The following is a 24,382-nucleotide window of genomic DNA, read 5'->3' on the forward strand; positions in this document are numbered from 1 at the left end:
TCTCATCACCCTTTCGCATTCTGCGTTATGATTACTGTTCAAATGCGATATGGTATGTACCGCTTCCCGCTTCGGCAGCCATATAGTCTGCTTCCCTGGCAAATGTCAGTCCATCGCTTTCCAGAACAGCTTTTGCCTGATCCAGACGGATCTCTGCTGTTGTATTCACCGGAATCTGAACAGTTAAAGTAATCTGTTTCCCCTGGACTTCCCATTTTACACCAACATCACCATAAATGCTATGATATTTTCCGGCGGTGTACTTCAGATTTCCACCAATGCGCGGATAGAGTATCGCATGTTTAAAGCCCGGATGTTCCGGATCCGCTTCAATTCCGGCCATTGCACGGTACATCCACTCACCAATAGCCCCATAAGCATAATGATTAAAGGAGTTCATATCTGCACTCCACATACTTCCGTCATCCTTCATTCCATCCCAGTGCTCCCAGATCGTGGTGGCACCTTTTTTCACCTGATACAGCCAGGATGGGAAGTCTTCCTTCAGAAGCAAATCGTAAGCTTCTTTCAGGCTGTGATTCTGGCTGAGGGCATGGCAGAAATACGGAGTTCCCACAAATCCGGTAACCAGATGTCCGTTTTCTTTGTCCAGAAGGCGTTTCAGACCTTCTACCGTTTTTGTGATATATTTCTCAGGAGTCAGCTGGAAATACAGTGCCACAATATGTGCTGTCTGTGTCTGTGCTGTCATATTTCCTTCTGCGTCGAAGAAAGTCTCCTGGAATTTCTTTACGATCTTATGATAAAGCTCCTCATACTCTGCTGCCACATCCTCTTTTCCAAGAGCATGGGCCATTTTTACAAAAAGTCCGGTAGAGTATGCATAATATGCCGTACAGGTCAGATCATTTGGTGTGGCTCCAAAGTAGCTGCCTTCTTCTGCATCAAGAGCTACCCAGTCGCCAAACTGCAGCTTGTAGTTCCAGATATAATCAACAGCATGGGCACGCATGAAGTCAATCCATCCCTTCATGCTGTTGTACTGTTTTTTCAGAATATCTTTATCCCCATACATCAGATACATGGTCCATGGATTGATGATGGCCGCATCAGCCCAGGCTGCTGCAGAGTGAGGTCCCTGGCGGAGAAGCCAGTTTCCATCTGTACGGCCTTCCTCAATATTCGGAACAACATGTGGTACACCGCCCTCTGGTGTCTGATCAACCTCCAGATCATGGAGCCATTTCTTATAGAACGTATATGTATTCATCAGATAAGTGGCGGTACGGCAGAAGATCTGCGCATCTCCAGTCCATCCCAGACGCTCATCACGCTGCGGGCAGTCTGTAGGTACATCAAGGAAATTACTCTTCAGCCCCCACAGGAAATTGTGATGCAACTGGTTCAGCAGCGGATTCGAACACTCCAGACTTCCGTTTGAAGCCATGTTGGAGTGAAGGGTGCAGGCTGTGAAATTCTCAGCTTTCGGCTCGCCTGGATAGGAAACAATCAGCGCATACTGAAATCCCATGTAAGTGAAAGTCGGATGCCAGGTAACTGTCTCTTCCCTTGCAAAAGTATATTTCATCGTTGCTTTGGCTGCACGAAGATTGTCCAGATATACATTTCCATCTTTGTCCAGAACTTCGAAGCAGTGAAGTTCGATCACATCGCCTGGTTTTCCGGCTGCAGTTACTTCAATTCGTCCTGCCATATTCTGGGCAAAATCAATAACTGTATCTCCTGCCGGTGTTTTGAAAATACGTTTCGCTGGAATACGATCCATTACACGAACCTTCGCAGCGTACTGCGCGCGCATAACCTGTGTATCAAAGAATACAAGCTGAACCGGCTTCCAGTCGCCTTTTGTGGTTTCTGCCTTTGACCAGTCCGGAATCTCAAGGGCTGCATCATAAGTCTCACCATCATAGATTTCTGCAAATACCACCGGTGAATCGCAGCCTTTCCATGATGGATCCGTATAAACAGATTCTGTTGTTCCATCGGTGTAGCGAATCAGAAGTTCCATAGTAAAAGCCGTCTGATCACCATAGTTGTTACGGGCTTTTGTCAGCCCCATAACACCTTTATACCAGCCTGGAGCCAGCATTGCTCCAGCACCGTTAATGCCCTTCTGCAGATATTCCGTTACATCATAGGTCTGATAGAGGAGATGTCTTCTATAGGATGTCCATCCCGGTGTCATCTCGTCCTCACCAACTTTTTTGCCATTCAGGTAAAACTGATACAGGCCAAGGGCTGTGGTAAAGGCATAGGCTTCTTTTATATCTTTTTTGATTTCAAAGGTTCCTCTTACATAGGTTCCTTTGGAAACGTTCTTATAGGAATCGTCAGTTTCGGCGGATACAAAAGGAGCTTTCCATGCTGGTGCGCCTTCCTCCCACTCACCATTTTTTCCTGCAAGGGCAGTTACAAAAGATGCGGTTTCGCTCCAGTCCGTTTCTTCCTGCCCATCACTGGCTTTTGCACGGACAAAATAGCGCTTGCCGCTCTCCAGTGAAGCACCTTCTGCATAAACATGTGCAGATTCCTCAGACTCTGTTTTTCCGCTGTTATAGATCAGATCTGTAAAATCAGCGTCTTTTGCAATCTGAAGTTCGTAGGATTTCTGTTTTACATTTTTCTTATCGCTTACAAGCTCCCAGGCAAACTGGGGCATATGGGAAACACCAACCGGGGCTGTTTCATAATCCATATATATTTTCTTGATTGCCAACATTTGTTTTAACCCATCCTTTCTGACATATATTTCTTTGGTATATCGTAACTGTTCAGTACCTTCATGGTCACACACTTCGCAGAATAACATCTACTGAATAATTACGATCCAACACTTTATATTTTTAAATCGTATTTTAGCGTTTTCTCAGATTCAACATCTGTCTTGCCTCATCCGGAGTCGCTGGCTCCAGACCCATGGCGCGGATCAGATTTACCAGTTTCTCAACCACCTGCCAGTTGTACTCGGCATCTACACCTTCTGCCAGATAGTGGCTGTCTTCAAAACCAACACGTACTACCGTTGCTCCCATAGCAATTGCAGCAGCCAGAAATGTCCAGTTATCACGGCCAAAATGGGTAACACCCCAAAGTGCATCAGATGGAACAAAGGAACGGAAAGCTGCCAGCATTTCTGGTGTAGGCTGCATACCTCCTTTGTGTCCGAATACCAGATTAAACAACATTGGAACAGCAAATGGCTGCTCAGATTTCACTACTGCCATGTTATGTAACATTCCAATATCAAAAACTTCTGTTTCCGGAAGGATTCCTCTTTTATAAACTGCATCTGCGCAATAACGGATATCATCAAAGGAATTGATATATACTGCCTCACCAAGATTTGTGCTTCCGCCGTTAAGAGACGCACTCTCTACCTTCGGGTAGTCAAGAGGATTGCAGCGATCCTGGATATTCATATCGGAAACACCGCCTGTAGACGCCTGAACTACCACATCTGTCCGTTTCAGAATCTCGTCAAAACACTCAGACATATAAGAAATGTCAGGTGTAAGGCTTCCGTCTGGTTTACGACAGTGAAGGTGACACATAGCAGCACCAAGTTTTACGCTTTTCTCTACATCCTCTGCAAGTTTTACTGCATCCACACTGGTTCCTGCCTGTACAGGCGCCAGAGATATAATTACTTTTCTCATTATGTAAACCTCCTATTTAAGCGAACCTCTTTCTAATAGACAGCTTCCTAGAGCATGTTTGAAAAAGGCTTTCTGCAAGATGTGCGTCACAATTTGTGGGAGATTTTGTCCGGATGAGGGCGCCGTAGCGGGCTACGGCAACCGAATTCGGGCAAAATATACCGCAAAGTGGGGCGTGCAGATTGCGGGAATGATTTTTCAAACACGCTCTAACATACAGAGTCTCCGTAAGCTGTTCAAAACAGACTAAAAATTTACTTGTTAGGTCATTAAAACTCTTACGTAATTGAAATTTGCCACTCGTGTAAACGAAGACCTGCAATCATGCTATTTTTCAGATCAATTCCTCTACAATCTCCTTCAACGTACTTACTTCACCCACATTTCCCGGGAAAATAATGTATGGCATTCCAGGGAATTTGCTTTCTTCGCCGGTCATCCATACCGGGATTCCTTTCTTCACCTGTCCCATAACACGGGCTTTCTTTACGCGAAGAGCTTTGGTTCCTACGTCAGATGAAGTGATTCCGCCTTTTGCAATGATGAATTTCGGCTTCACAGAAAGCTTTCCGATAATACTGGTCACTGCATTGGAAATTTTTACAGAAATATGCAGTTTCTCTTCCGGAGTCATATTCTCCGGCGCAAGAAGCTGTCTGCTTGTATAAATTACAACGGTTCTTCCAGACAGGATTTTCTCCTCTGCTGCCTTCACCGTTCTCTCTACCTCTTTCTCCAGACCGTTTTCTTCGAACACGGTATTTACCTGAAATTCCATAAAATCAGCCTGTCCGTCCAGTTCTTTCAGACAGTTCAGCTGGTCTGTGGTCTTCTTTACATGGGAACCGATCAGAACGATTCCTCCGTTCTTTGTATCGCCCTCCAGCTGTGCTCTTCCCAGAAGGGGCTGATCTGAAATACGTCCCATCACCTTGGTAAAAGCAGCGGCAGTTCTTGCCATATAATGCTTTCCAGCTTTCATTGCAAGTACAAGTGCGGCGCAAAAAACTTTCAGGTCTGCATAGGATACTGCGTTCACAATGATCTTCGCCATATTCTGTGCAGACATAAGCTTGTCTTTAATTCCCTGCACATCCAGAGCATTCAGCTCGTCCAGGGAAATGGTGATACAGTCCTCTTTATGGTACTTTCCTTCTGTTTTTTCCTCCACATATTCTGTAAGGTCGGAGGATTTGTAGCCGAAGGTCTTGTCCTTTGCAAACTCTGTCATTCCGGCAGGAACCAGATTTTCCTGTTCTTTTACGTAATGGATATTATCCATTGTATAGCGCCCGCCTTCTGGGAAAAACGGACAGATAATCTCCCCGTCAATAACAACGCCCTCGTTCTTTGTCAGGCCATCTGCCAGAAGCTGTGTTTCCAGCGGATAGTGACCTCTCAGTGTGGAATCTCCACGGGAAATGATCATGAAGTCCTGTCCCAGCTCTCTGGCAACCTTCGCCACTCTTGCGGCAATATCCTGATGAACTTTTGTAGTTTCCTCCACAGAAAAGCTTCGTGAATTGGTAAGGATAAAAAACATAGCTTCTTTTTCCTCAAAGCCCTTGCGGATAGATTCTTCTTCCCAGTCAGTATAAACAGACACATCATGAACGGTCTGTACACCAGTCGGATCATCATCCAGTACTACTAATTTTTTATGAAAACCTTCCATTACCTGGGAAAGAAGTGCTTCTGCTTTGTCGGCATCTGTTTTGCTCCTCTCCTCGACGGTATGGAAAGGAATTACTTTACATTCCATAATTTCTATAACTCTCCATTCTGTTCGTTCAAAATATAAGCGGCAGGATTTTTTACATTCATATCTCAGTTTTTGATAACTCAATTTATTATACGGTATATGCGACAGGGAACCAGATCCTCATTTCTCCATAGTCACGGTTGTCCCACGCATAATATGGGATCAGGCGTACATGCTTTTTGCTCATACCGTGGTATTTCAGCGGCTGATACAGTGCATTTCTGTCAAATTCAGAACGATCAATAGAATATTCCTCTGTCTCAAGGGCTGTCATTTTTCTTCCCTCGATTTCAAATTCAACAGGAACAAACTCTGCATTCAGATCCAGATAAATATCATCCAAAGTCGATGCATGGGTATCTGCACTCTCGCAGCAATATACCAGCGGTCCACGTTCAATGGCAGCCTGTCCAACTGTTTCCTCTACCATATTGTTTGCAACGGTATAGCGAATCTTCATATCCAGATTCAGCTGTACATCCATGTTTTGCAGATCCTCCACAAGAATATCCAAATAGGTTCCTGCATCAGCTGCTGTCAGCTCACGGTCTGCGCCAGCGCCCTTAATAGAGCCGCCTGCAGCCCATCCCGGAACACGCAGTCTCAAATGAACAGGAGCATTTACCTTCACATTCTTTGCTGTAAAGCGGATTGCTCCATCGAACGGATAATCTGTGGACTGCACCAGTGTGAATTCTCCTCCATTTTCCAGCTTCACCTGAGCTTCACTTGCACCGTACATACCGGTCCATACGCTGTTATCAGATGTAAGATATGCATATTCACTGGACTGGGCAATGGTTCTCGCCAGATTTGGAGGACAGCAGTAGCTAAGAATATATTCACTTCTTGTAAGTGGCCAGATCAGCTTATAATCAAGCTTCTTGGCGCGTCTTAACATATTTTCATAGAAAAATCTTTTTCCGTCCAGGCTCAGTGCAGCCAGGTTGGTATTCAGCATCATTCGTTCCAGAATATCAAAGTACTCTGCCTTTGGCTCCAGCTGGAACATGCGGTATGCCCAGAAAACACCGCCAAGAGATGCACAGGTCTCATTGTATGCTGTGATATTCGGAAGCTGGTATTCATAGCCATATGCCTGATGAACAAGCTGATGATCAAAAAAGTATCCATAGGGGGAGGCACCGTTATACAATGCTCCACATCCACCTGTTATATAAAGCTTTTTATCCACAAGGCTTCTCCATACTTTGTGGAGAACCTTAATATAATCCGGATCTTCCTCTTCCAGGCAAAGATCCGCCACACCTGCATAGAGATAATTGGCACGAACTGCATGTCCAAGAATTTTCTCATGCTGCTTCAGCGGAATCTTATCCTGGTTGTCATCCAAGCCATTCTTTACGCTGTCACGAAGCGCAATCGCCTGCTTTGCAAGCTTTAGATAACGTTCCTCGCCAGTGGTACGATACATTTCCACAAGTCCCATATAATGGGAAGGGCAAACTGCAGTCTGAACCTCTCCTGTGCGTTCTGCCTCTTCATACAGATGCTCCAGATAATCTGCTGTTCTGGCTGCAATTGCAAGAAAGCTGTCCTTACCTGTAATTCTTTTATGTACACAGGCCGCTGTAAACATATGTCCGAAGTTGTATACCTCGAAATCGTTAATATCTCCCATTCTGGAAACGCCATTCCCGCTTCTTTCTCCAATGATCTGCTTGGTGGAAAGATAACCGTCCGGCTGCTGTGCTCTTCCGATGAGATCAATGTATTTTTCAATCTCATCCTTCAGAAGCTGGTTATCTGTCTGATAAGCCGTATAAATGGCAGATTCCATCCATTTATAAAAGTCTCCGTCTCCGAAAACAGTTCCGTCAAAATCTCCTTGCGCATCTCCGGCGCAGATTTTGAAATTCTCTACTACATGGCTAATATCCTTGCTGTCAAACATGTGCTTCAGCTGAGGCACTGTACTGTTGGCGCAGGTGTCAAAGCGTTCCTTCCAAAGGCCGCCGGTCCATTTTACTTTCATCCCGTCCAACGCATGTACCTTCGCGTAAGGGGATCTGGTTGTATCTGTCAGCATGATTTTTCTCCTTTAATTGTGCAGTTTTGTTATAAATACACTGCTTGCACATTATACGATATAAAAAATTTTACAGTTCTTTTTTGGAAATCTCAAGTCCACATTCTTTATTTTATGTCATGTTTTCTTCGCATGGCTTAGAGCGTGTTTGAAAAAGCATTCCCGCAATCTGCACGCCCCACTTTGCGGTATATTTCGCCCGAATTCAGTTGCCGTAGCCCGCTACGGCGCCCTCATCCGGACAAAATCTCCCACAAATTGTGACGCACATCTTGCAGAAAGCCTTTTTCAAACATGCTCTAGCCTTCTACCCAGAACTTATAATGCTCTGCCAGAACGCTTTCGATTTTCTGATAATTTTTTTCCAGAAGAAGATTGATTATCTTTTGATGAAGCAGAATGAATGTCTCTTTCTGATTCTTCTCCAGAACCAGCTCCACCGTTTTTTCCCTGGACGGAGTGGTAATTCGGTCTACATACTCATGTATGTTGCATAAAATAGGATTTTCCGTGCTTTCTACAAGAGTCAGATGAAAATCAACATCAGCCTGCAACACCTGCTTGGCAGTAACATTTTCTCTCAAAACAACTGTTTTCAGATTATCAAATTTCTTCAAAATCTGGTCCATCTTTTCATCGGTGATTCCGCCTATAATCTGATACAGCATTCCGGTATCCAGAACTTTACGAACCTGAATAATGTCTATTCTCATATTCTTATCCAGAAGAATTCCGTACAGCATCGGGTCTAACATTTTATGATTATAGGTATCGTTTACAAAGGTTCCTTCCGCTCTTTTTATGTAAACCACCCCATACGCTTCCAGAATTTTAATGGCTTCACGCACAGAATTTCTTCCAATACCAAAATTTTCACACAGCTCCGGCTCAGTAGGAAGTTTATCACCTGGTTGCAGGTTTCCGGCAATAATCGAATCTGTAATCTGTTCCACTACCTGATTTACAACGCTGTCTTTATGAAGCCGCTTTTTCAGAAAATTTTTCTTATCAGACATATTTGCTCCCCCTGACTTTTTATAATATATACCGCATTATAAGCACCGGAAATCGCACTGCACAGGAGCCTGCGATTTTCGGTATTTTAACTCTGGTATTATTATACACTACTTTACCGGCGTTTTAAAACAGCTACATCTCTTGCTTTCAAAATTAGTTTTTCATTTTCCGGCTGTGCCCCAATCAGATTTTCCCATTTTCCTTCCGGAAGCACTATCTGTTTCTCTGCCGCGTTATGATTCATGACAAAATAGAATTTGCCGTTTTCATTTTCTCTGCTGGTTACCTCAATACCTTCTTCCACCTGAAGTACCGGATGCACATTCGTCTCCTCGCATACCTTATGAACAAATATCTTCAAGAATGCCTCATCCGGCTGTGTTCCAAGATAATACGCTTTTCCTTTTCCGTATTCGTTTACTGTGACACAAGGCTCTCCTGCATAGAAATCACTTCCATAAGTTCCAAATGCCTTTGCATTTTCCAGTCTGAGACGGTCGCACAGGAAGCTGCAGCTGTAGGCTTCCTTATTTTCGTTCAAAATAATCTGATTGGTTTCTTCCGGATAAAGTGCATCTGTCTCTTCCACCCACAGCCCAAATACATTGCGAAGCGGACCCGGATATGCCCCAAAGATGCAGCGGTCTGTTTCATCTGCAAGGCCTGTCATATAGGTTCCAATCAGTGTTCCGCCGTTTTCCACAAATTTAGTCAATCGCTCTGCAAATCCAGGCTTTATCATGTATGCAAGAGGTGCAACTACAACCTTATAGGAATCCAGATTACTTGTGAATTTCACAATGTCCACAGCTATGTTCTGCTTGTGGAATGCACGATAATAATGAGCCACCTGAAGCAGGTAATCCATATCCTTAGTTGGGCCGCTGCAAAGCTCCAGTGCCCACCAGTTGTCCCAGTCAAAGAGAATTCCTACATCGGCATTTGTTCTCGCATCCAGAATCTGTCCACCAAGCTGATGAAGCTCAGCTCCCAACTGCTCAAACTCCCTGAAAATCCTGGTGTCATCAGTTCCTGCATGGGAAATAACTGCGCCATGGAACTTTTCCTGTCCTCCAACGGACTGACGCATTTGAAAATATAAGGAGCTGTCAGCGCCATGGGCAATTCCCTGATATGCCAGAAGTCTTACCTCTCCCGGTCGCTTCAGCTTGTTATATGGCTGCCAATTTTGCTGGTTCGGGGACTGCTCCGCGACCATGTAAGAAGCACCGTCCTTCAGTCCTCTCATAATATCATGCTTTAATGCCGGAAATGCTGCATCATCTTTTGGAGACGGATAGTTATCCCATCCTACAATGTCCATATTTCTGGTCAGCTGGAACTGATTCAGTTTTTTAATAAATCCGGAAATATTGCTGAACACCGGAATATCAGGAGTAATTCTGCGAAGCACGTTTGCCTCATTCAAAAAACACTCCTCTGTTGTATCTGTAACAAAGCGCTGGTAATCCAGCTGTTTTGCCGGGAAAAACCTGTCATCATCATTGCGTTCTGTAGGAAGCATGATCGTGTCAAAATCATAAACCGTTCTTCCCCAGAAAGAAGTATTCCATCTCTTATTCAGTTCTTCTGTGGTTCCGTATTTCTTTTTCAGCCATACACGGAACTTCTTTTCGCAGTTCTCACAGTGACAGAATGTGCTGTATTCATTTGCCACATGCCATGCAACAAGCCCCGGATAATCTTTGTAACGAAGTGCCATCTGCTCTGCCAGAGCTGCTGCTCTTTCTCTGTATTTTTCACTGTTTACGCAGTAAAAATTTCTCATTCCATGAGTACGTTTCAGCCCGTTGTTGTCTACAGGCATGATTTCCGGATATTTCTTGCTCATCCATTCCGGCTGTGCAGCAGTAGAAGTAGCAAGGCATACATAAATTCTATTTTCCCAGAGAATGTCCAGAATCTTGTCCAGCCATTCAAAGTTATAAACTCCTTCCTGTGGCTCTAGCTTAGCCCAGGAAAAAACTGGAAGTGCTACATAGTTGATATGACATTTTTTAAAATATTCCATGTCCTGGCGGATTGTAGCTTCATCCCACTGGTCCGGGTTATAATCTCCACCAAAATAGAGTTCTTTTATTTTTTGACCTTTCATGCCTGCATCTCCTTCACATTTTTATTTAACAGATCCTGTCATACCTTCAACGAAGGATTTCTGTAAGGTAAAGAATACAATAATTGTAGGCAATGTGGAAAGCACAATACCAACCATTGTCATACCGTAATCCGGTGTAAATCCGGAGGCAAGGTTTGCTACAACCAGCGGCAGTGTAAATTTCGTATCACTCTGCAGTGCGATCAGAGGCCACATGTAGTTGTTCCAGCTTGCCATGAACATGAATATTCCGGCTGCTGCATATGTGGACTTCATCATTGGCATAAAAATTTTGAAAAAGATCTGATATTCATTCAGTCCGTCCATTCTGGCTGCTTCCAGCGTATCCTTCGGGAAGGAATAGGCATTCTGCTTAAAGAAGAAAATCAAAAACGGAGAACCGATTGCCGGAAGAATAATTGCCAGATAATTGTTTAAAAGTCCCATTTTGGAAAACATACGGAACATTGGAATAATCTTTGCTGCAAAAGGTACCATCATGGATGCGATCAGCGCAAGAAAAAGAATTTCCTTTCCGCGGCTTGGAAATACAACAAAGGCATAACCTGCAATGGAGCAGATTAAAAGACCTATACCGGTAACGATTACCGCCAGTAAAAGGGAGTTTCCAAATGCTCTCCACAGATTGGAATAGTTAAAAGCATTTGTAACATTTTCTGCCAGTTTATTTCCAAAGGTGAGTTTTCCCATGGTAATGTCAGCAGAGCTATTTGTCATTCCTACAATCATCCAGTAAAATGGGAATACACAAAGTAATGACAATGTCATCAAAAATACATGTTTAAAACCTTCACCAATTAAATGTTTTTTATTCATCATGATCACCTGTCACTTTCTTCTGAACGATTGTAATAAGTACAATGATCACCAGGACCACATAAGAAACAGCAGCTGCATATCCATAATTCGGAACATAGTTAAAGGACAGATCGTAAATGTACTCGGAAATAGTTCTGGTTGCATTTCCAGGACCGCCTCCAGTCAGATTTACAACCTCGTCAAACAGCTGAAGTGTGTTGGTTACTGCCATAATGCTGGTAAGGAAAATAATTGGCTTCAAGATCGGCATTGTGATCTTGAAGAAGGACTGTCTGAAATTAGCACCATCAATTTTGGCAGCTTCATATACTGACTTATCTGTATTTTGCAATGCAGATAAAAAGAAGATCATATAGTATCCGGAATAACGCCAGATCAGAGCAATGATGATAACAAATTTTGCCCAGACAGGATCCAAAATAAATGCAATTGGGGAATTAATCAGTCCAAGTGATAACAGAACATGGTTCACAACTCCATCTGTTGCAAAAATATTCTTAAACAGAATTGCGTAAGAAATAGGAGAAGTTACGCATGGCAGAAAGATGCAGGTTCTGTAAAAGCCTTTCAGTTTTAAGGTTTCAGAATTCAATAAGACAGCAACTAATAATGCAAGAAGCAACATGATCGGGATCTGGATCACTGCATAAAATAATGTATTACCAATCGTTGTTTTAAACCCGGTATCATTAAGCATTCTTACATAGTTGGCTACGCCGCCAAAGGTCAGATTATTTCCTTTTCCTGTTTTTAAGGATAAAAGAAATGCCTGCACCATAGGGATATAACTAAATGCCAGAATCAGCACAGAAGCAATAATTACCATTGTCCAGCCAATACGGGAATTCTTTTTTTCCAATGTGCTACCTTTCATGGAATCTCCTTTCCGTTCTATATCCATTATCTTTTTATTTTAGAAAAGGGGCGAATCACTCCGCCCCCTTAATTTCTTTATTTTAACTATCTTCTTTACGTTTATTTACTGAATAGTCTGGTTAAACTGCTCTTCTGCTGCTGCTAATTCAGTATCCAGATCGCTGCCATTAAGGATGTTAGGAGTCACTGCAAGTAATGCGCTCTGGGCTTCTGCGCTAAATGCGCCAGTATTTACAGATGGAATCTGAGCTTCCCAATCGACCAGTGTTTTATTGATCTGCTGTCCACTGAAGAATTCAGATTCAGTATTAACTGCTTCAATATCAGCCGCCGGAAGGTAGGTTCCGATAATATTATTGCTCTTCATAAGAGAATCATAAAGCTCTGTGCTTCCGCCAAATGTATCAGCAAGGAATTTTGCTGCAGCATCTGCGTTCTTGGAGTTCTTCAGTACAAACCAGCTTGAACCACCCTGGTTGGAATAATGTGTAGCACCATCTGTGCTCATCTTCGGGACAGGAGCCATTTTCCATTTTCCGCTCTGATCATCAGCGCCCATAATAGTAGATGTGATCCAGCTTCCTCTCATAACACAGGCAACATCACCATTATTGATTGCTCCTGCAAATCCGGTCCAGTCACTTACTACCTGGCAGAAATCAGATTCGTTCAGTTTTTTGAATACATCATAGCATTCTTTTAATGCATCGTTATTTGTGAAATCAGCATTTCCGTCATTGTCTGTGAACCATTTTCCAGTAGACTGAAGCATGATCTGGAATTCGGCGATATCGTTCGGATTGTAGGTCTGAAGCATATGACCTTTCTCTTTCAGTTTCTCCCCAAGTGCAAGGTACTCGTCCCATGTAAGGTCCTGCATGTCCTCGTCTGTTACGCCGATTTCTTCCATATAGTCTGTACGGTAGAATAATCCGGCAACGCCTGTATCAAAAGGCACTCCGTATCCGGCACCGTCGTAGGAAAGCATATCTTTTTTATAAGCGGCAAAATCATCATAAGAAATGTAGTCATCCATTGGTAAAAATGCATCTGGATAAGACATCAGATAACCCTGCGCATTTAAATCACTGATGAGAACAATATCTGGTAAATCGTCTGTTACACCAGAAGCCAGTACAGTATGAATCTTCTGGAGGCAGTCTGCTTTCGCCATTTCAACGAAATTAACTTTTACGTTGTCATCCAGGCTGTCTGCAACCTCCATTGCTGTACCATTCATGTTCTTATCCCATGCCCACACAGTAATCTCTGTCGGCTCATCTGTTGTCTCTGCTGCTACTGTCATTGCCGGTGCAGCTACACTCAATACCATGCTTGCTACTGCACACATACTAATTGCTACACGAGATACTTTCTTTCTCATTTTTTTCACCTTTGTCCTTTCTATTACGTATAACGTAGGATGTTTAACTTGTTGTCATTATATTAACATCCTGAATAGAGTTTGTAAACTCTGAATACCAACTGATTTTTCGCATATATTTTTGTTAATTTTGCATAATATTTGTACAAAATATATCCACTAAATTGTCATGCTCAAACAACTCAAAGAGCCTGTATCAAAGACCTTATTTCTTTGATACAGACCCCAGGATATCTTATTATAAACCTTATTTACATTCCTTTTTCCTGCAGTGCTTTCGCAAGTGCCTGAGCTCCGAAGCGAGGGCTGGAAAGTACCGGCTTACCGATTTTCTCATGAATTGCATCTTCTGCATATGCCATAGATCCCTGAGCCAAAAGAATCACATCTACCTGATCTGCGATTTCTTCTGCCTTTGCACAAAGAAGTGCTTTAAATTTATTCTGGTCTGCACCGAATGCGTCTACAAGTCCGTCAACCAATTCTACATGGCTGTTCATTTCTCTTGCCACGCGGGAAACTGTATTCTTAGTAGGCTCCAGTGTGGTAGGAAGAGTGGCCAGAACTCCTACTCTCTTCCCAAGGCGGACAGCCTCGCGGCACATTTCCTCATCAATTCGAACAATCGGGATACCTGTGTAGCGTCCGATATTCTGTGCGGCATCTGCAACTTCTCCAACAGAAGAGCAGCAGTTTAAAATTACATCCGCTCCGTCAGAAACAGCCTGCATGTACATTCCGACAAGGCGTGCTGCAGCTCCTGCTGTTACATAACCATGCTCTCTTACTTCAGCAAGAATGGATGGATCCTGATAGTTGAGGATCTCCGGTGTATCTCCAAGGTTCTTTCTGATTTCTTCATTTACGCACTCAATAAGTTCTGGTGTTGTGCTGGTATAAACAATTCCTAATTTCATTCTATATTTCTCCCTTCACCGCTTCTATAAATTTATATAACTCAAATAATTTAACAGTTAAACTTCCACGTTATCAAGTCAAGCGGTTATTCATAATCCGCTTCTCAGATATATTTTAAAATCATACGATTATATTCATTTAACGTCAAGTCTAAATTCTTTGTTTATTGTCAGATTTATATGGCTTTTATAAAATGACAGAAGTGGTAAAAACGTCACTTCATCAACAGGTGGGTGTTTTATTGGATCTGCCTGCCAGGCAAATGAAAGTTCTGCCTCATCTTCCACTTCACGGGCTAATTCAAGATACAAATGATTTTTATTTTCTCTATTACCGCGTATATGAAGAATTTCCACATTTCCTTTACTATCCGTAAGCGTAAATCCACTGTCCTTTCCTGCTGTCGAATACAGTAAAAAACAATTTTTCACATGTACACACGTAAGCTTCAGCCAGATTCTGTTTCCCTCCAGCTGAAATTTTTCTTTTTCATCCTCATTTACTCTTTCAACTTTGATCACTTCCGGCGGCTGGTATTCTTCCAGTCCGTTTAATACAAATGCACACTGTTTTGCCAGTTTTTCTCCTAAAGCCACATTCGCATGTGCCGTATTATGAATATCATCACACAAACTTAAATTAGATGTTGTCAAAACAGATACGCCAGGAATCTCTCTTGCAGCTCTCGCCTGTGCATCACGAACCATGCCCCAGCAGTCATCATTCCTTCCATTAATTTGCCGGTTTAACTGCATAGTAAAAAATGGAACCTGGTAGCCCAGTTCTTTGCGCACTGCCATTACAAAGCTGCAAAAATGCTCAAAATATTTTTTTGCCGGTTCCGGATCTGTATCTGAACACCCCTGATACCACAAAATTCCTGCACAGCGATCCCCTGTTTCATGGATTTTATCTATCATGTTCTGATACAAATCTCCATTTTCCGGATCCCAGCGAGCCATAGAGGAGCCACCAAGAGATGTCTGAACCAATCCAACCGGCATATTAGATATTTTTGCATATTTTTTTCCAAATGCAAGATAGGGTGAAACTCCTGATACTCCCATTTCTTCATTCGCACATGTCTCCGCATATGTATTCTCATTCATTGGGTGACTGGCTATATCCCACTTGCTTCTGTTTCTGTATAAATGTACATCCATACTTGGAGGATCCATGCAAAAATCCCGGCTATATCCGGCTGAATTTGACTGACCTGCAATAATAAACAGATTTCCAACTCCGATATGAAGCACACAATCCCCCCGATAGACCCATGTCAGATCCGGGATAGAACTTTTGGTTTCAAGCCCAGTGTCAATTCTATATGGTCCCCCAGCCGGAATGTCTAACGTTACATCGAATTCTCCCTGAAAATTTTCATTATAAGTAAAATGATCTGCATTCGTCCACGGAATCACCGCCATATTATCATCTTCACTCATTACTCTTACCAGCGGTATTACACGTTCAACTCCAACCTCCAGAGCTGCCGGATGTACCGAAAATTTTCCATTTAGAAAGACGCTCCCCTTGCCTTCTTTTTGCTGTATAATTTCCCAATCTGATGGTCTTGACATAAGTGTAATGCCATACATAACTGTTTCCTCCACATAAATTTCAGCCCCATAAACCTTGCTCGCCAGGAACAACTGATTATGGGGCCTATTTTAGAACTTAAAAAAAACACTTTACCATGAATCTGAATTATTTGTTTGTAATCACCGAAGCCACAGCCTTCTTCCAGCCAGCATACTTCTGCTCCCGTTTCTTGGCATCCATGTCCGGTTTATAGGACACGCGGTTTAATTTTCCAAAAATACTTTCATCCCAGACACCAAGCTGCAATCCTGCCGCATAGGCCGGTCCGATAGCGGAAAGCTCCTCGGAATCCGGGACCAGAACTCCGGCATCTGCAATATTGCTCTGGAACTGCATCAGATAGTCGTTTCGGGTCGGACCGCCATCTACGCGAAGCTCCTTCACCGGAACACCAGCATCCTCAGACATAGCCTGTACAACATCTGTAATCTGATAGGCAATACATTCAAGTGCAGCTCTTACAAACTCAGCCTTGCGGGTAGTACGGCTCATGCCTACAACAGAAGCTCTCGCCTCGCTGTCCCAGTAAGGAGCACCAAGGCCGCTGAATGCAGGAACCAGATACAGGCTGTCCTCCTGAATGGCTTCTTTCGCCAGTCTACCGGTTTCTCCAGGAGAAGAAATGATCTGAAGATCATCCTTCAGCCAGGTAATCACAGCGCCTGTATAGTTCAGATTGCCTTCAAGCACATAGTTAACCTTGCCACCGATTTTCCATGCAAGAGAGGTAACAACACCATGGGTGCTGAGGATTGGCTTCTCGCCAATATTCATCATAATAGAAGAACCGGTTCCATAAGTGGACTTGATCATACCAGGCTGCAGGCATCCCTGACCAAAAAGAGAGCCGTGGGAATCTCCAAGTACGCCATGGATCGGGATTTTATGAGGAAGAAGTCCCTCGAAATCCGTCTCGCCGAAGCAGGCATCGGAATCTGTAACCTCTGCCATATTTGCCGGATCAATGCCAAATAATCCGCAGATTTCCTCATCCCATTTCAGGTCAAAAATATTAAAAAGCTGCGTTCTGGAAGCATTGGAATAATCGGTTCTGTATTCTTTGCCTCCTGTCAGCTTGTAAACCAGCCAGCTGTCAATAGTACCATGGCAGATTTCATGACGCTCTGCTGCCTCTTTTGCACCCTCTTCATTTTCCAGAAGCCATGCAATCTTGGAGGCCGGGAAATATGGGGAAAGATTCATTCCGGTTTTCTGGCGGACCATCTCCGCTGCACCAGCCTTTTCCACACGGGCACAAATATCTACTGCGCGGGCACACTGCCATACAACTGCATTTCCGTAAGGCTTACCGGTGACGCGGTTCCAGGCAAGTGAAGTTTCACGCTGGTTGCTGATTCCCAGCCCAACTACATATTCCTTCTCTACCCCCTCCAGAAGCTCTTTCACAACCTCCAGAACATTGCTGTAAATTTCCTCTGGATCATGGGAAACCCAGCCCTTTTCATTGATGATCTGCCTGTGAGGGCGGTCAGTACGGCGCATAATGCTTCCTGTCTCATCGAAAAGGAGCGCCTTGGTACCCTGGGTACTCTGATCAATACTAATAATATATTTTGCCATGTTTACTATCCTCTTAAAACTTTTATATTCTCTAAAATCAACATCTCTGTACCTTAAGTCTGTTTTATAACTAAATAATAAGCGTGCCTGACCAGACTGCTCAGAAGCACGCCCAATCGGGCAGCACTTCCAAGCAGCATCCTGGCTCTGCATCCACGCAGTCTGTCAGTCACGCTTAAATTTGTTTCTTATTTGATTTTTATTTCAGAGCTTCAACAGCCTTCTTGGCAATACCCTCAGCATTTAATCCATAGTAATCAAATACTTCCTGAGAGTTACCAGTGATAACCGGAGCATCCGGAAGAGCCATGTTCAGCACTTTTCTCGGGCATTCTGCACCAACAACCTGTGCAACCATGGAGCCAAGTCCGCCAAATGGTGCGTGCTCTTCTACCGTGATCACTGCCTTTGCATTCTTGGCAGCTTTTACAACGCCTTCAGCGTCAAGCGGTTTCACACAGTACATATCCAGTACAGTTGCGGAAATTCCCTGCTCCTCCAGTAACTTGGCTGCTGCAAATGCCGGGCGCACCATCTCGCCGCAGGCGATAATTGCCACATCTGTTCCCTCTTTCAGAACAGTTGCCTTGTCCATTTCAAATGGGCAGTTATCTTCTGTATAAATATCCTCAACCGGATTTCTTCCAACACGGATATAGGATGGTTTCTCATCTTTTAACAGTGCCTCGATCAGATGCTTTGTCTGATGGCGGTCACTTGGAAGGTAAACTCTCATATTCGGGATTGCGGACATAGCTGCGATATCCTGTGCAGAATGATGGCTCATTCCAAGTGCGCCGTAGCTGATGCCACCGCTGATACCGATAAGAGTAACATTTGTATTGGAGTATGCCACATCAACCTTGGCCTGCTCGTAGCTTCTTGTGGATAAGAAGCAGGCCGGTGAGCATGCAAATGGTTTCTTTCCACATTTTGCAAGACCTGCGGAAATACTTACCAGATTCTGCTCTGCAATACCTGTCTCAATAAACTGATCCGGGAAATTATCTGCAAATGGTGTCATGGAAGCGGATCCTCTGGAATCGCTGCAAAGCACCATAATATCTTTGTCTTCTTTTGCTTTATCCATCAAAACTTCACAGATGGCCTGTCTGTTTGGAATCTTATTCATGAAGAGCGGCCTCCTTTCTTGCTGCAAAATCCGCGATGATCTGATCATATTCTTCCTGAGTCGGAACCTTGTGATGCCAGTTTGCCTTGTTCTCCATTACAGAAGAACCGCAGCCTTTTACAGTGTTGGCAATTACAGCTGTTGGTTTGCCTTTTACAGTTTTTGCTTCTTCAAAAGCAGCATTTAACTGGTCAATATCGTTTCCGTCTTTTACATCGATCACATGCCATCCGAAAGAACGGATACGCTCATGAAGATCATCATGTCCCATAACATCCTCTGTGTTTCCGGAAATCTGAAGACGGTTACGATCGATTACTGCGCAAAGATTGTCCAGTTTGTACTGATGTCCTGCCATGAAGCCCTCCCATACGGAACCCTCTGCCAGCTCACCATCACCCATTACGGTGTAAACACGGTAATCTCTGTTATCTTTTTTGCCTGCAAGAGCCATACCTACGCATACAGGAAGTCCATGTCCCAGAGAACCGGAGTTCATCTCGATTCCAGGAAGCTTATTGTTCGGGTGTCCGATATATTTGGAACCAAATTTTGAAAAATGTGCTTTAATATCTTCCAGATCCAGAAAGCCCTTTGCTGCAAGTACAGCGTAGTAAGCCTCTACAGAGTGGCCTTTGCTGAGTACGAAACGGTCGCGATCCGGATCATCCATGTTTTCCGGAGAAATGTTCATCTGGCAGAAATACAGGCTCATCAGAGTATCGATCACACTCATGTCGCCGCCGATATGTCCGCCCTTTCCGGCAACGATAATATCTACAGTATCTTTTCTCAAGTCAAAAGATTTTGCCTTTAAATTTTCCATTCTCATTCACCTCTTAAATATGCTTTCACATCTTCTTCAATAGGATCATATAAATCAGGAGTGATTCCCATGTATTTGCATGCCTCGTAAAGTACCGGAACTACATCTTTATGGATACCTACACAGTGATGGATATATGGTCCTTCTACAATCTTGGCTTCCAGACGTTTGATGTTCTCAACCTCAACCCAGAGGTAAGTTCCCATACCTTTCGGTCCGTCAACGCCTTTTGCTTTTCCGAGGAGCATGGAGTATTCTCCGTTATCACCGTCGAAACGTGCCAGTGTCACTTCACCATGCTTTGCCTCAGCTGTAATGCTTCCCGGATGGCTGAATGCCAGCGGATAAGTAAGCTTCGGTGTCTCTCTTGCAACAGAGATTGGCCATGGTCCGCAGTGCTGAAGGAGCTCGCCGTTCTCAATATCAGGATGGCGGATGGTCCAGTCTGCGAAGAAGCTTCTTGTGTCATCAAGTGCTGCTGCCTCAACAAGAAGAGCGGTAATTGCACCGTGAATATCGGTCTCACATACAACCGGAATTCCTTCTTCATTGAGAAGTGCATTTGCTGCACATGGCATGATTCCGATCTCGCTCTGCAGCTGGTTCCAGCACTGGATTGCAGCTGCCTGGCAGCCGTATTTCTTAATAAGATTTCCCATAGCAACCTTAAGAGCTGCTACATTCTCAAGCTCGTTGTCTTTTACACAGATTTCCATGTTCTGGCGGCAGTATTCCACAACCTTTGCAACCTCTGTTCCCTCTGCTTTTGCTTTCTTCATCTCATCTGTCAGCTCTGGCATTGGGATTGGTGTCAGCTGGATGTTGAATTTCTCAAGGAGCTCACCTTCGTTGCACATGGTGGACCAGAACTCGTATGGTCTTGTGGAAATCTGAAGGATTCTCATGTTGCGGAAGGTTTTTACTACATTACAGACAGCCATGAAATCACGAAGTCCACGCTCGAATACCGGATCATTCAGTCTGCAGTTTGTCATGTATGTAAATGGAACGCGGAATCTTCTGAGGACTTTACCTGTTGCAAAAAGTCCGCACTGTGTATCACGAAGACGGACACCATTCTCGTCTGGTCTCTCATCAAGAGGTCCCCACAGAAGAACCGGTACATTTAACTCTTTTGCAAGTCTTGCGCATTCAAACTCAGTTCCGAAATTGCAGTGTGGAAGGAAAAGTCCGTCGATTTTCTCTTTTTTGAATTTCTCTGCAATCTTAATGCGGCCAGCCTCGTCATAAAGAAGGCCCTCATCATTTACGTCTGTGATGTCTACAAAATCGATTCCTAATTCTTTTAATCTGTCTGCAGTAAGTCCACGATACTTAACTGCATCCGGTGCACTGAAAATACTTCGTCTGGTTGGCGCGTAGCCGATTTTGATCTTTGCCATTCTGGTATTCCTCCTTGTTTATATTTATTATTTTCTTTTGGTTTTTCTTAGCTGTAAAATCTTTTTCTTTATTACTTACCCAGATATTCTATTTGCTTTTCTTTGTAGCTCTAGTATAGGTCTCTTTCAGCTTTATTCCAATAAAAAATAAAGTGTTTTTGACTTTATTTTCGCTTTATTTTTCGCAAATATATTGTTTATTTTTCAATTAAGAAGTACAATATATACAACAGAAAAAACTTCTGCCAAAGAAATATGAACAGTTTCCACAGAAAACCAACTTTCTGCCCTAAACAGCAGATACTTTACTAAATACCACTTCGGGAGGTGCCGCAAATGTCCATTACTGCTAAAGAACTGGCCAGAAAACTGAATCTTTCACAGACTGCCGTCTCCATGGCGCTGAATAATAAGCCCGGAGTCAGCACTGAAACCCGCCGGCTGGTGGTAGAAGCTGCGGAAAAATACGGCTACGACTTTACCAAACTTTCTCTAAAGAAAAATAAAGCCGGAAGCATTTACGCGGTAAGCTATCGTTCCCATAATGCCATCATGTCCTATTCTCCTATTTTTGATGCTATGGTGGAGGGTATGGAATCCGTAGTGCAAAAAGATAATTATAAACTGAAAGTAATCACATTTTATGAAAAGCGGGATAATCTGGAGCATTATCTGGGGGATTTAAGAACTACTGACTGCGTTGGAATTATTTTGTTTGGTACTGAAATGCGGGAAGAAATGGTCCGGCCTTTCCTGAAGCTTCCTTTTCCGGTGGTGATCCTAGACGCCTATTTTGAAAACCTTAACTGTAATTATGTTGTTCCCAATAACCGTCAGGGAGCTTATCTGGCTACCGATTATCTGATCAGCCGGAGAATGAAGCAGCCTGGATACCTGCAGTCTGCTTATCCTCTCCGCAACTTTTCAGAGCGCCTGGAGGGATTTTATCATGCTGTCCATGATAACGGAATGTCCCGTTCCCGCTGTATTATCCACCAGCTTTCTCCAACCATTGATGGAGCAATGGCAGATATGCTTGCAATTATTGACAGGGGAGATACTCTGGCAGACTGTTATTTTGCGGACAATGACCTGATTGCAATCGGAACCATCAAGGCCTTGCGACTCAGAGGTTACAAGGTGCCGGAGCAGGTGGCAATTGTAGGCTTCGACAATATCTCTGAGGGACGCATTATCGACCCCTCCCTTACCAGTATCAGCATCCCCCGTCATTATATGGGACAGGTTGCCGCCAGAGAGCTTCTCTCTCAAATAAACGAACCCAGACAGCATACCTGTAAAATTGAAGTTTCGGCAAATCTGGTAAAACGATTTTCAGTTTGACATAAAAAAGGTATCGCAACCTTTCATTTCCGGTTGTGATACCTTTTTTAATTACTTATTACAGAAACATTTAATGCCAAAATCCCTGTCTTTTTACAGTATTTATGATATATTTATTTGTTTCAAAATTATTTTCGAAAACATCGTCTTTTATTGTGAAATTATCACAAAATTCGCTTTTCATTTATAATATCCGTGCATTTTTTCATCTGAAAAAACCGGATTTTCTGCGCTCTTTTCGCCCAAAACAAATCACGATGCATACAGATCATGCAGCCTTATATTTTACCCAATTACACTGGTAAAATCTTTACATTTATGGTATACTTATTTCATTATCTGCAGATAGCAATGTCAGAAATATAGTAACCTGACATCTTCTACCTTACACTAATAACCGGAGGGATATTTATATGGATGAAAAAATCATGAAATTTTTAAGGAAAAACAATATCCATATCAGTAATATCAAATATCTGCTCAGGCAGGAGAATAAGACCTGTATTTATATGACCGATGGACGAGTTGTGAAAACTTTTATCACAATCAAAGATTTATATGAAATTCTTATACCTTATGATTATATTTCCATAAATAAGGGCACCGTGGTTTCCAGAGGACAGATTGATCATATTGAGAACTGCACCTATCATATGAAGGATGGCGTACGTCTGGAAGGACGTAAGCGTGGCGCGGCCACTCACAAATTTCTGAACAAATCTTTGCATCAGGATCCTGCCAAGACTTTATCTCCAAATATTCGTACGCGTTTTTCTGTATTAGATGATATGCCCATTGCTTTTTGTGTAATCGAACTGATTTTTAATAAAAACGGAACTGGAATTGACTTCGTTTTCCGCTATTGCAATAAAGAAATGCTTCTTCTGGAAGGCATGGATACTCTGGAAATACTTGACCAGTCTTTTTATCAGGCATTTCCCAACGGAGATAAGAAGCTCCTTGCCGCATATACAGATGTTGCCTTGAATGGCGGAAGCTGTCGTCTCAAGACTTACAGTGCCAGGATTCATCGTGAACTTATTATCAAATGTTTCCAGCCATTGGAAAACTTCTGCGCATGTATATTGATTCCTGCCTATGAAATAGAGAAATAAACATTTTCCAGATTTCCATATATACATGATATGAGAGTCAAAAGGTCTTTTGCCACTCATATCCTTATATTTATTGATAAAATATTGGGAGGGAATCGACTATGCAAAATCCAGTTCCTGACGAAAGATATTCTGTAGCGGATGAAGCCATCCTGGGTGCTTTTTTTAAACTTCTAAAGAAAAAAACTCCTGATCAGATCACAGTATCCGATATCACTAAGACAGCCGGTATCGCGAGAAGCACTTTTTATAATCATTATCAAGACATTCCTTCTCTTGTATCCGCTGTTGAGGAAAAGACGATCCAGGATGTTTTTTCTATAATGGAAAAATTTCATCCTGAAAATAACCGGGATATCTGTCAGTCCTATTTTCTGACACTTTGCCGCTATACAATGGAAAATCCTTTCCTGTCCAGTCTTCTGAGCACACCCCATGGGAATGATCTCTTTGAAAAAATGCTGACTATGCTTCATCACTATGTCACAGCTACTACCTCCAGTGCCAGACCCGGCAGACACACAAAAGAGGAAATATCTTATGTGATCACCTGTGCGATCGGCAGCACGATCGGTGTTCTTCACAAATGGACCCGAGATCATTTTGATCTTGAACCAGAAGTCATCGCAGAGATTCTGACTCAGGTTTTCCTGACTGGCATGCTGCCTCTTTTATCCTGACGTGTTTGAAAAAGCATTCCCGCAAAGTGGAGCGTGCAGATTGCGGGAATGCTCTTTCAAACAGTCATAAGAAAAACCCGTCTAAGCAATTCACTCAG

The 24,382-nt window shown here is 43.1% G+C and carries 20 protein-coding genes and 3 pseudogenes; 6 read left to right on the forward strand and 17 right to left on the reverse strand.

From position 1 onward, the window contains the following. Window positions 1-31 precede the first annotated feature (31 nt). The 3 genes from AB5170_RS12175 to AB5170_RS12185 all read right to left on the reverse strand — a co-directional run bounded on the left by AB5170_RS12175 (window position 32) and on the right by AB5170_RS12185 (window position 3,798). The gene (locus tag AB5170_RS12175) at window positions 32-2,677 is read right to left on the reverse strand and encodes a family 78 glycoside hydrolase catalytic domain (protein ID WP_368361592.1); all 2,646 of its coding nucleotides are present in this window, start codon (window positions 2,675-2,677) and stop codon (window positions 32-34) included. A gap of 160 nt (window positions 2,678-2,837) precedes the next feature. Beyond that, entirely contained in the window at window positions 2,838-3,638 is an 801-nt protein-coding gene (locus AB5170_RS12180; protein WP_195477159.1) for a 3-keto-5-aminohexanoate cleavage protein, read from the reverse strand. Between the two features lie 16 nt (window positions 3,639-3,654). Beyond that, window positions 3,655-3,798: a DUF6783 domain-containing protein gene (locus AB5170_RS12185; protein ID WP_347709135.1), complete on the reverse strand. Its 144-nt coding sequence runs from the start codon at window positions 3,796-3,798 to the stop codon at window positions 3,655-3,657. On the opposite strand from AB5170_RS12185, the gene AB5170_RS12190 reads away from it, so the two are divergent. After that, the gene (locus AB5170_RS12190; protein WP_320054983.1) at window positions 3,730-3,888 is read left to right on the forward strand and encodes a DUF6783 domain-containing protein; all 159 of its coding nucleotides are present in this window, start codon (window positions 3,730-3,732) and stop codon (window positions 3,886-3,888) included. The two genes, AB5170_RS12185 and AB5170_RS12190, sit on opposite strands and share 69 nt — an antisense overlap. An 84-nt stretch (window positions 3,889-3,972) precedes the next feature. Here the strand turns inward: AB5170_RS12190 and AB5170_RS12195 are convergent, their stop codons facing one another. From AB5170_RS12195 to AB5170_RS12205, 3 genes and pseudogenes are all read right to left on the reverse strand, one after another. Continuing rightward, window positions 3,973-5,400, reverse strand: a complete 1,428-nt coding sequence (locus AB5170_RS12195) for a four-carbon acid sugar kinase family protein (protein WP_368361593.1) — start codon at window positions 5,398-5,400, stop codon at window positions 3,973-3,975. Between the two features lie 88 nt (window positions 5,401-5,488). After that, complete coding sequence (locus tag AB5170_RS12200) at window positions 5,489-7,450, reverse strand: glycoside hydrolase family 127 protein (protein ID WP_195408768.1); 1,962 nt, start codon at window positions 7,448-7,450, stop codon at window positions 5,489-5,491. A 112-nt stretch (window positions 7,451-7,562) separates the two neighbouring features. Next, window positions 7,563-7,721, reverse strand: a pseudogene (locus AB5170_RS12205) (DUF6783 domain-containing protein). Between AB5170_RS12205 and AB5170_RS12210 the strand changes: the two are divergent. Then, window positions 7,659-7,829, forward strand: a pseudogene (locus tag AB5170_RS12210) (DUF6783 domain-containing protein); the annotation flags it as partial. The pseudogenes AB5170_RS12205 and AB5170_RS12210 overlap by 63 nt on opposite strands. Here the strand turns inward: AB5170_RS12210 and AB5170_RS12215 are convergent. From AB5170_RS12215 to AB5170_RS12265, 11 genes are all read right to left on the reverse strand, one after another. Next, complete coding sequence (locus AB5170_RS12215) at window positions 7,750-8,466, reverse strand: FadR/GntR family transcriptional regulator (RefSeq protein WP_173715712.1); 717 nt, start codon at window positions 8,464-8,466, stop codon at window positions 7,750-7,752. The pseudogene AB5170_RS12210 and the gene AB5170_RS12215 overlap by 80 nt on opposite strands. 113 nt (window positions 8,467-8,579) lie before the next feature. Further along, window positions 8,580-10,583, reverse strand: a complete 2,004-nt coding sequence (locus AB5170_RS12220; RefSeq protein ID WP_173770809.1) for a beta-galactosidase — start codon at window positions 10,581-10,583, stop codon at window positions 8,580-8,582. 21 nt (window positions 10,584-10,604) lie between these two features. Next, a complete protein-coding gene (locus AB5170_RS12225) occupies window positions 10,605-11,423 on the reverse strand; it encodes a carbohydrate ABC transporter permease (RefSeq protein WP_319017790.1) in 819 nt (272 codons plus the stop codon). Beyond that, window positions 11,413-12,297 carry a carbohydrate ABC transporter permease gene (locus AB5170_RS12230; RefSeq protein ID WP_173715710.1) on the reverse strand — a complete coding sequence of 295 codons (885 nt, stop codon included), beginning with the start codon at window positions 12,295-12,297 and terminating at the stop codon, window positions 11,413-11,415. The genes AB5170_RS12225 and AB5170_RS12230 overlap by 11 nt, the downstream gene beginning before the upstream one ends. Window positions 12,298-12,402: 105 nt before the next feature. Continuing rightward, window positions 12,403-13,683 carry an ABC transporter substrate-binding protein gene (locus AB5170_RS12235; RefSeq protein ID WP_368361594.1) on the reverse strand — a complete coding sequence of 427 codons (1,281 nt, stop codon included), beginning with the start codon at window positions 13,681-13,683 and terminating at the stop codon, window positions 12,403-12,405. Between the two features lie 251 nt (window positions 13,684-13,934). Further along, on the reverse strand, window positions 13,935-14,600 hold the full coding sequence (locus tag AB5170_RS12240; protein ID WP_173715708.1) for an aspartate/glutamate racemase family protein: 666 nt from the start codon (window positions 14,598-14,600) through the stop codon (window positions 13,935-13,937). 135 nt (window positions 14,601-14,735) lie between these two features. After that, the gene (locus tag AB5170_RS12245) at window positions 14,736-16,199 is read right to left on the reverse strand and encodes a sialate O-acetylesterase (RefSeq protein WP_368361595.1); all 1,464 of its coding nucleotides are present in this window, start codon (window positions 16,197-16,199) and stop codon (window positions 14,736-14,738) included. A gap of 109 nt (window positions 16,200-16,308) precedes the next feature. Further along, window positions 16,309-17,784 (reverse strand): glycerol kinase, encoded by a 1,476-nt coding sequence (locus tag AB5170_RS12250; RefSeq protein WP_294429868.1) that lies wholly within the window; start codon window positions 17,782-17,784, stop codon window positions 16,309-16,311. A 199-nt stretch (window positions 17,785-17,983) separates the two neighbouring features. After that, window positions 17,984-18,916, reverse strand: a complete 933-nt coding sequence (locus tag AB5170_RS12255; protein WP_294429870.1) for a transketolase family protein — start codon at window positions 18,914-18,916, stop codon at window positions 17,984-17,986. Then, window positions 18,909-19,748, reverse strand: a complete 840-nt coding sequence (locus tag AB5170_RS12260) for a transketolase (protein ID WP_368072516.1) — start codon at window positions 19,746-19,748, stop codon at window positions 18,909-18,911. Before AB5170_RS12260 ends, AB5170_RS12255 begins: the two co-directional genes overlap by 8 nt. Continuing rightward, window positions 19,745-21,145, reverse strand: coding sequence for an L-fucose/L-arabinose isomerase family protein (locus tag AB5170_RS12265; RefSeq protein WP_118577679.1), 1,401 nt, complete (start codon window positions 21,143-21,145; stop codon window positions 19,745-19,747). Before AB5170_RS12265 ends, AB5170_RS12260 begins: the two co-directional genes overlap by 4 nt. 336 nt (window positions 21,146-21,481) lie before the next feature. Between AB5170_RS12265 and AB5170_RS12270 the strand changes: the two genes are divergently transcribed. The 4 genes and pseudogenes from AB5170_RS12270 to AB5170_RS12285 all read left to right on the forward strand — a co-directional run. Beyond that, window positions 21,482-22,489 carry a LacI family DNA-binding transcriptional regulator gene (locus AB5170_RS12270; RefSeq protein WP_118577680.1) on the forward strand — a complete coding sequence of 336 codons (1,008 nt, stop codon included), beginning with the start codon at window positions 21,482-21,484 and terminating at the stop codon, window positions 22,487-22,489. Window positions 22,490-22,902: 413 nt separating this feature from the next. Continuing rightward, window positions 22,903-23,604 (forward strand): LytTR family transcriptional regulator DNA-binding domain-containing protein, encoded by a 702-nt coding sequence (locus AB5170_RS12275; protein ID WP_368361596.1) that lies wholly within the window; start codon window positions 22,903-22,905, stop codon window positions 23,602-23,604. Window positions 23,605-23,705: 101 nt separating this feature from the next. Beyond that, window positions 23,706-24,284 carry a TetR/AcrR family transcriptional regulator gene (locus AB5170_RS12280; RefSeq protein ID WP_173772999.1) on the forward strand — a complete coding sequence of 193 codons (579 nt, stop codon included), beginning with the start codon at window positions 23,706-23,708 and terminating at the stop codon, window positions 24,282-24,284. 15 nt (window positions 24,285-24,299) lie between these two features. Beyond that, window positions 24,300-24,359 (forward strand): annotated as a pseudogene (locus AB5170_RS12285) (DUF6783 domain-containing protein); the annotation flags it as partial. Window positions 24,360-24,382 lie beyond the last annotated feature (23 nt).

Source organism: Ruminococcus sp. RTP21484sp1_RTP21281st1_A8_RTP21281_210402 (assembly GCF_040914025.1).
GTDB lineage: Bacteria > Bacillota > Clostridia > Lachnospirales > Lachnospiraceae > Blautia_A > Blautia_A faecis.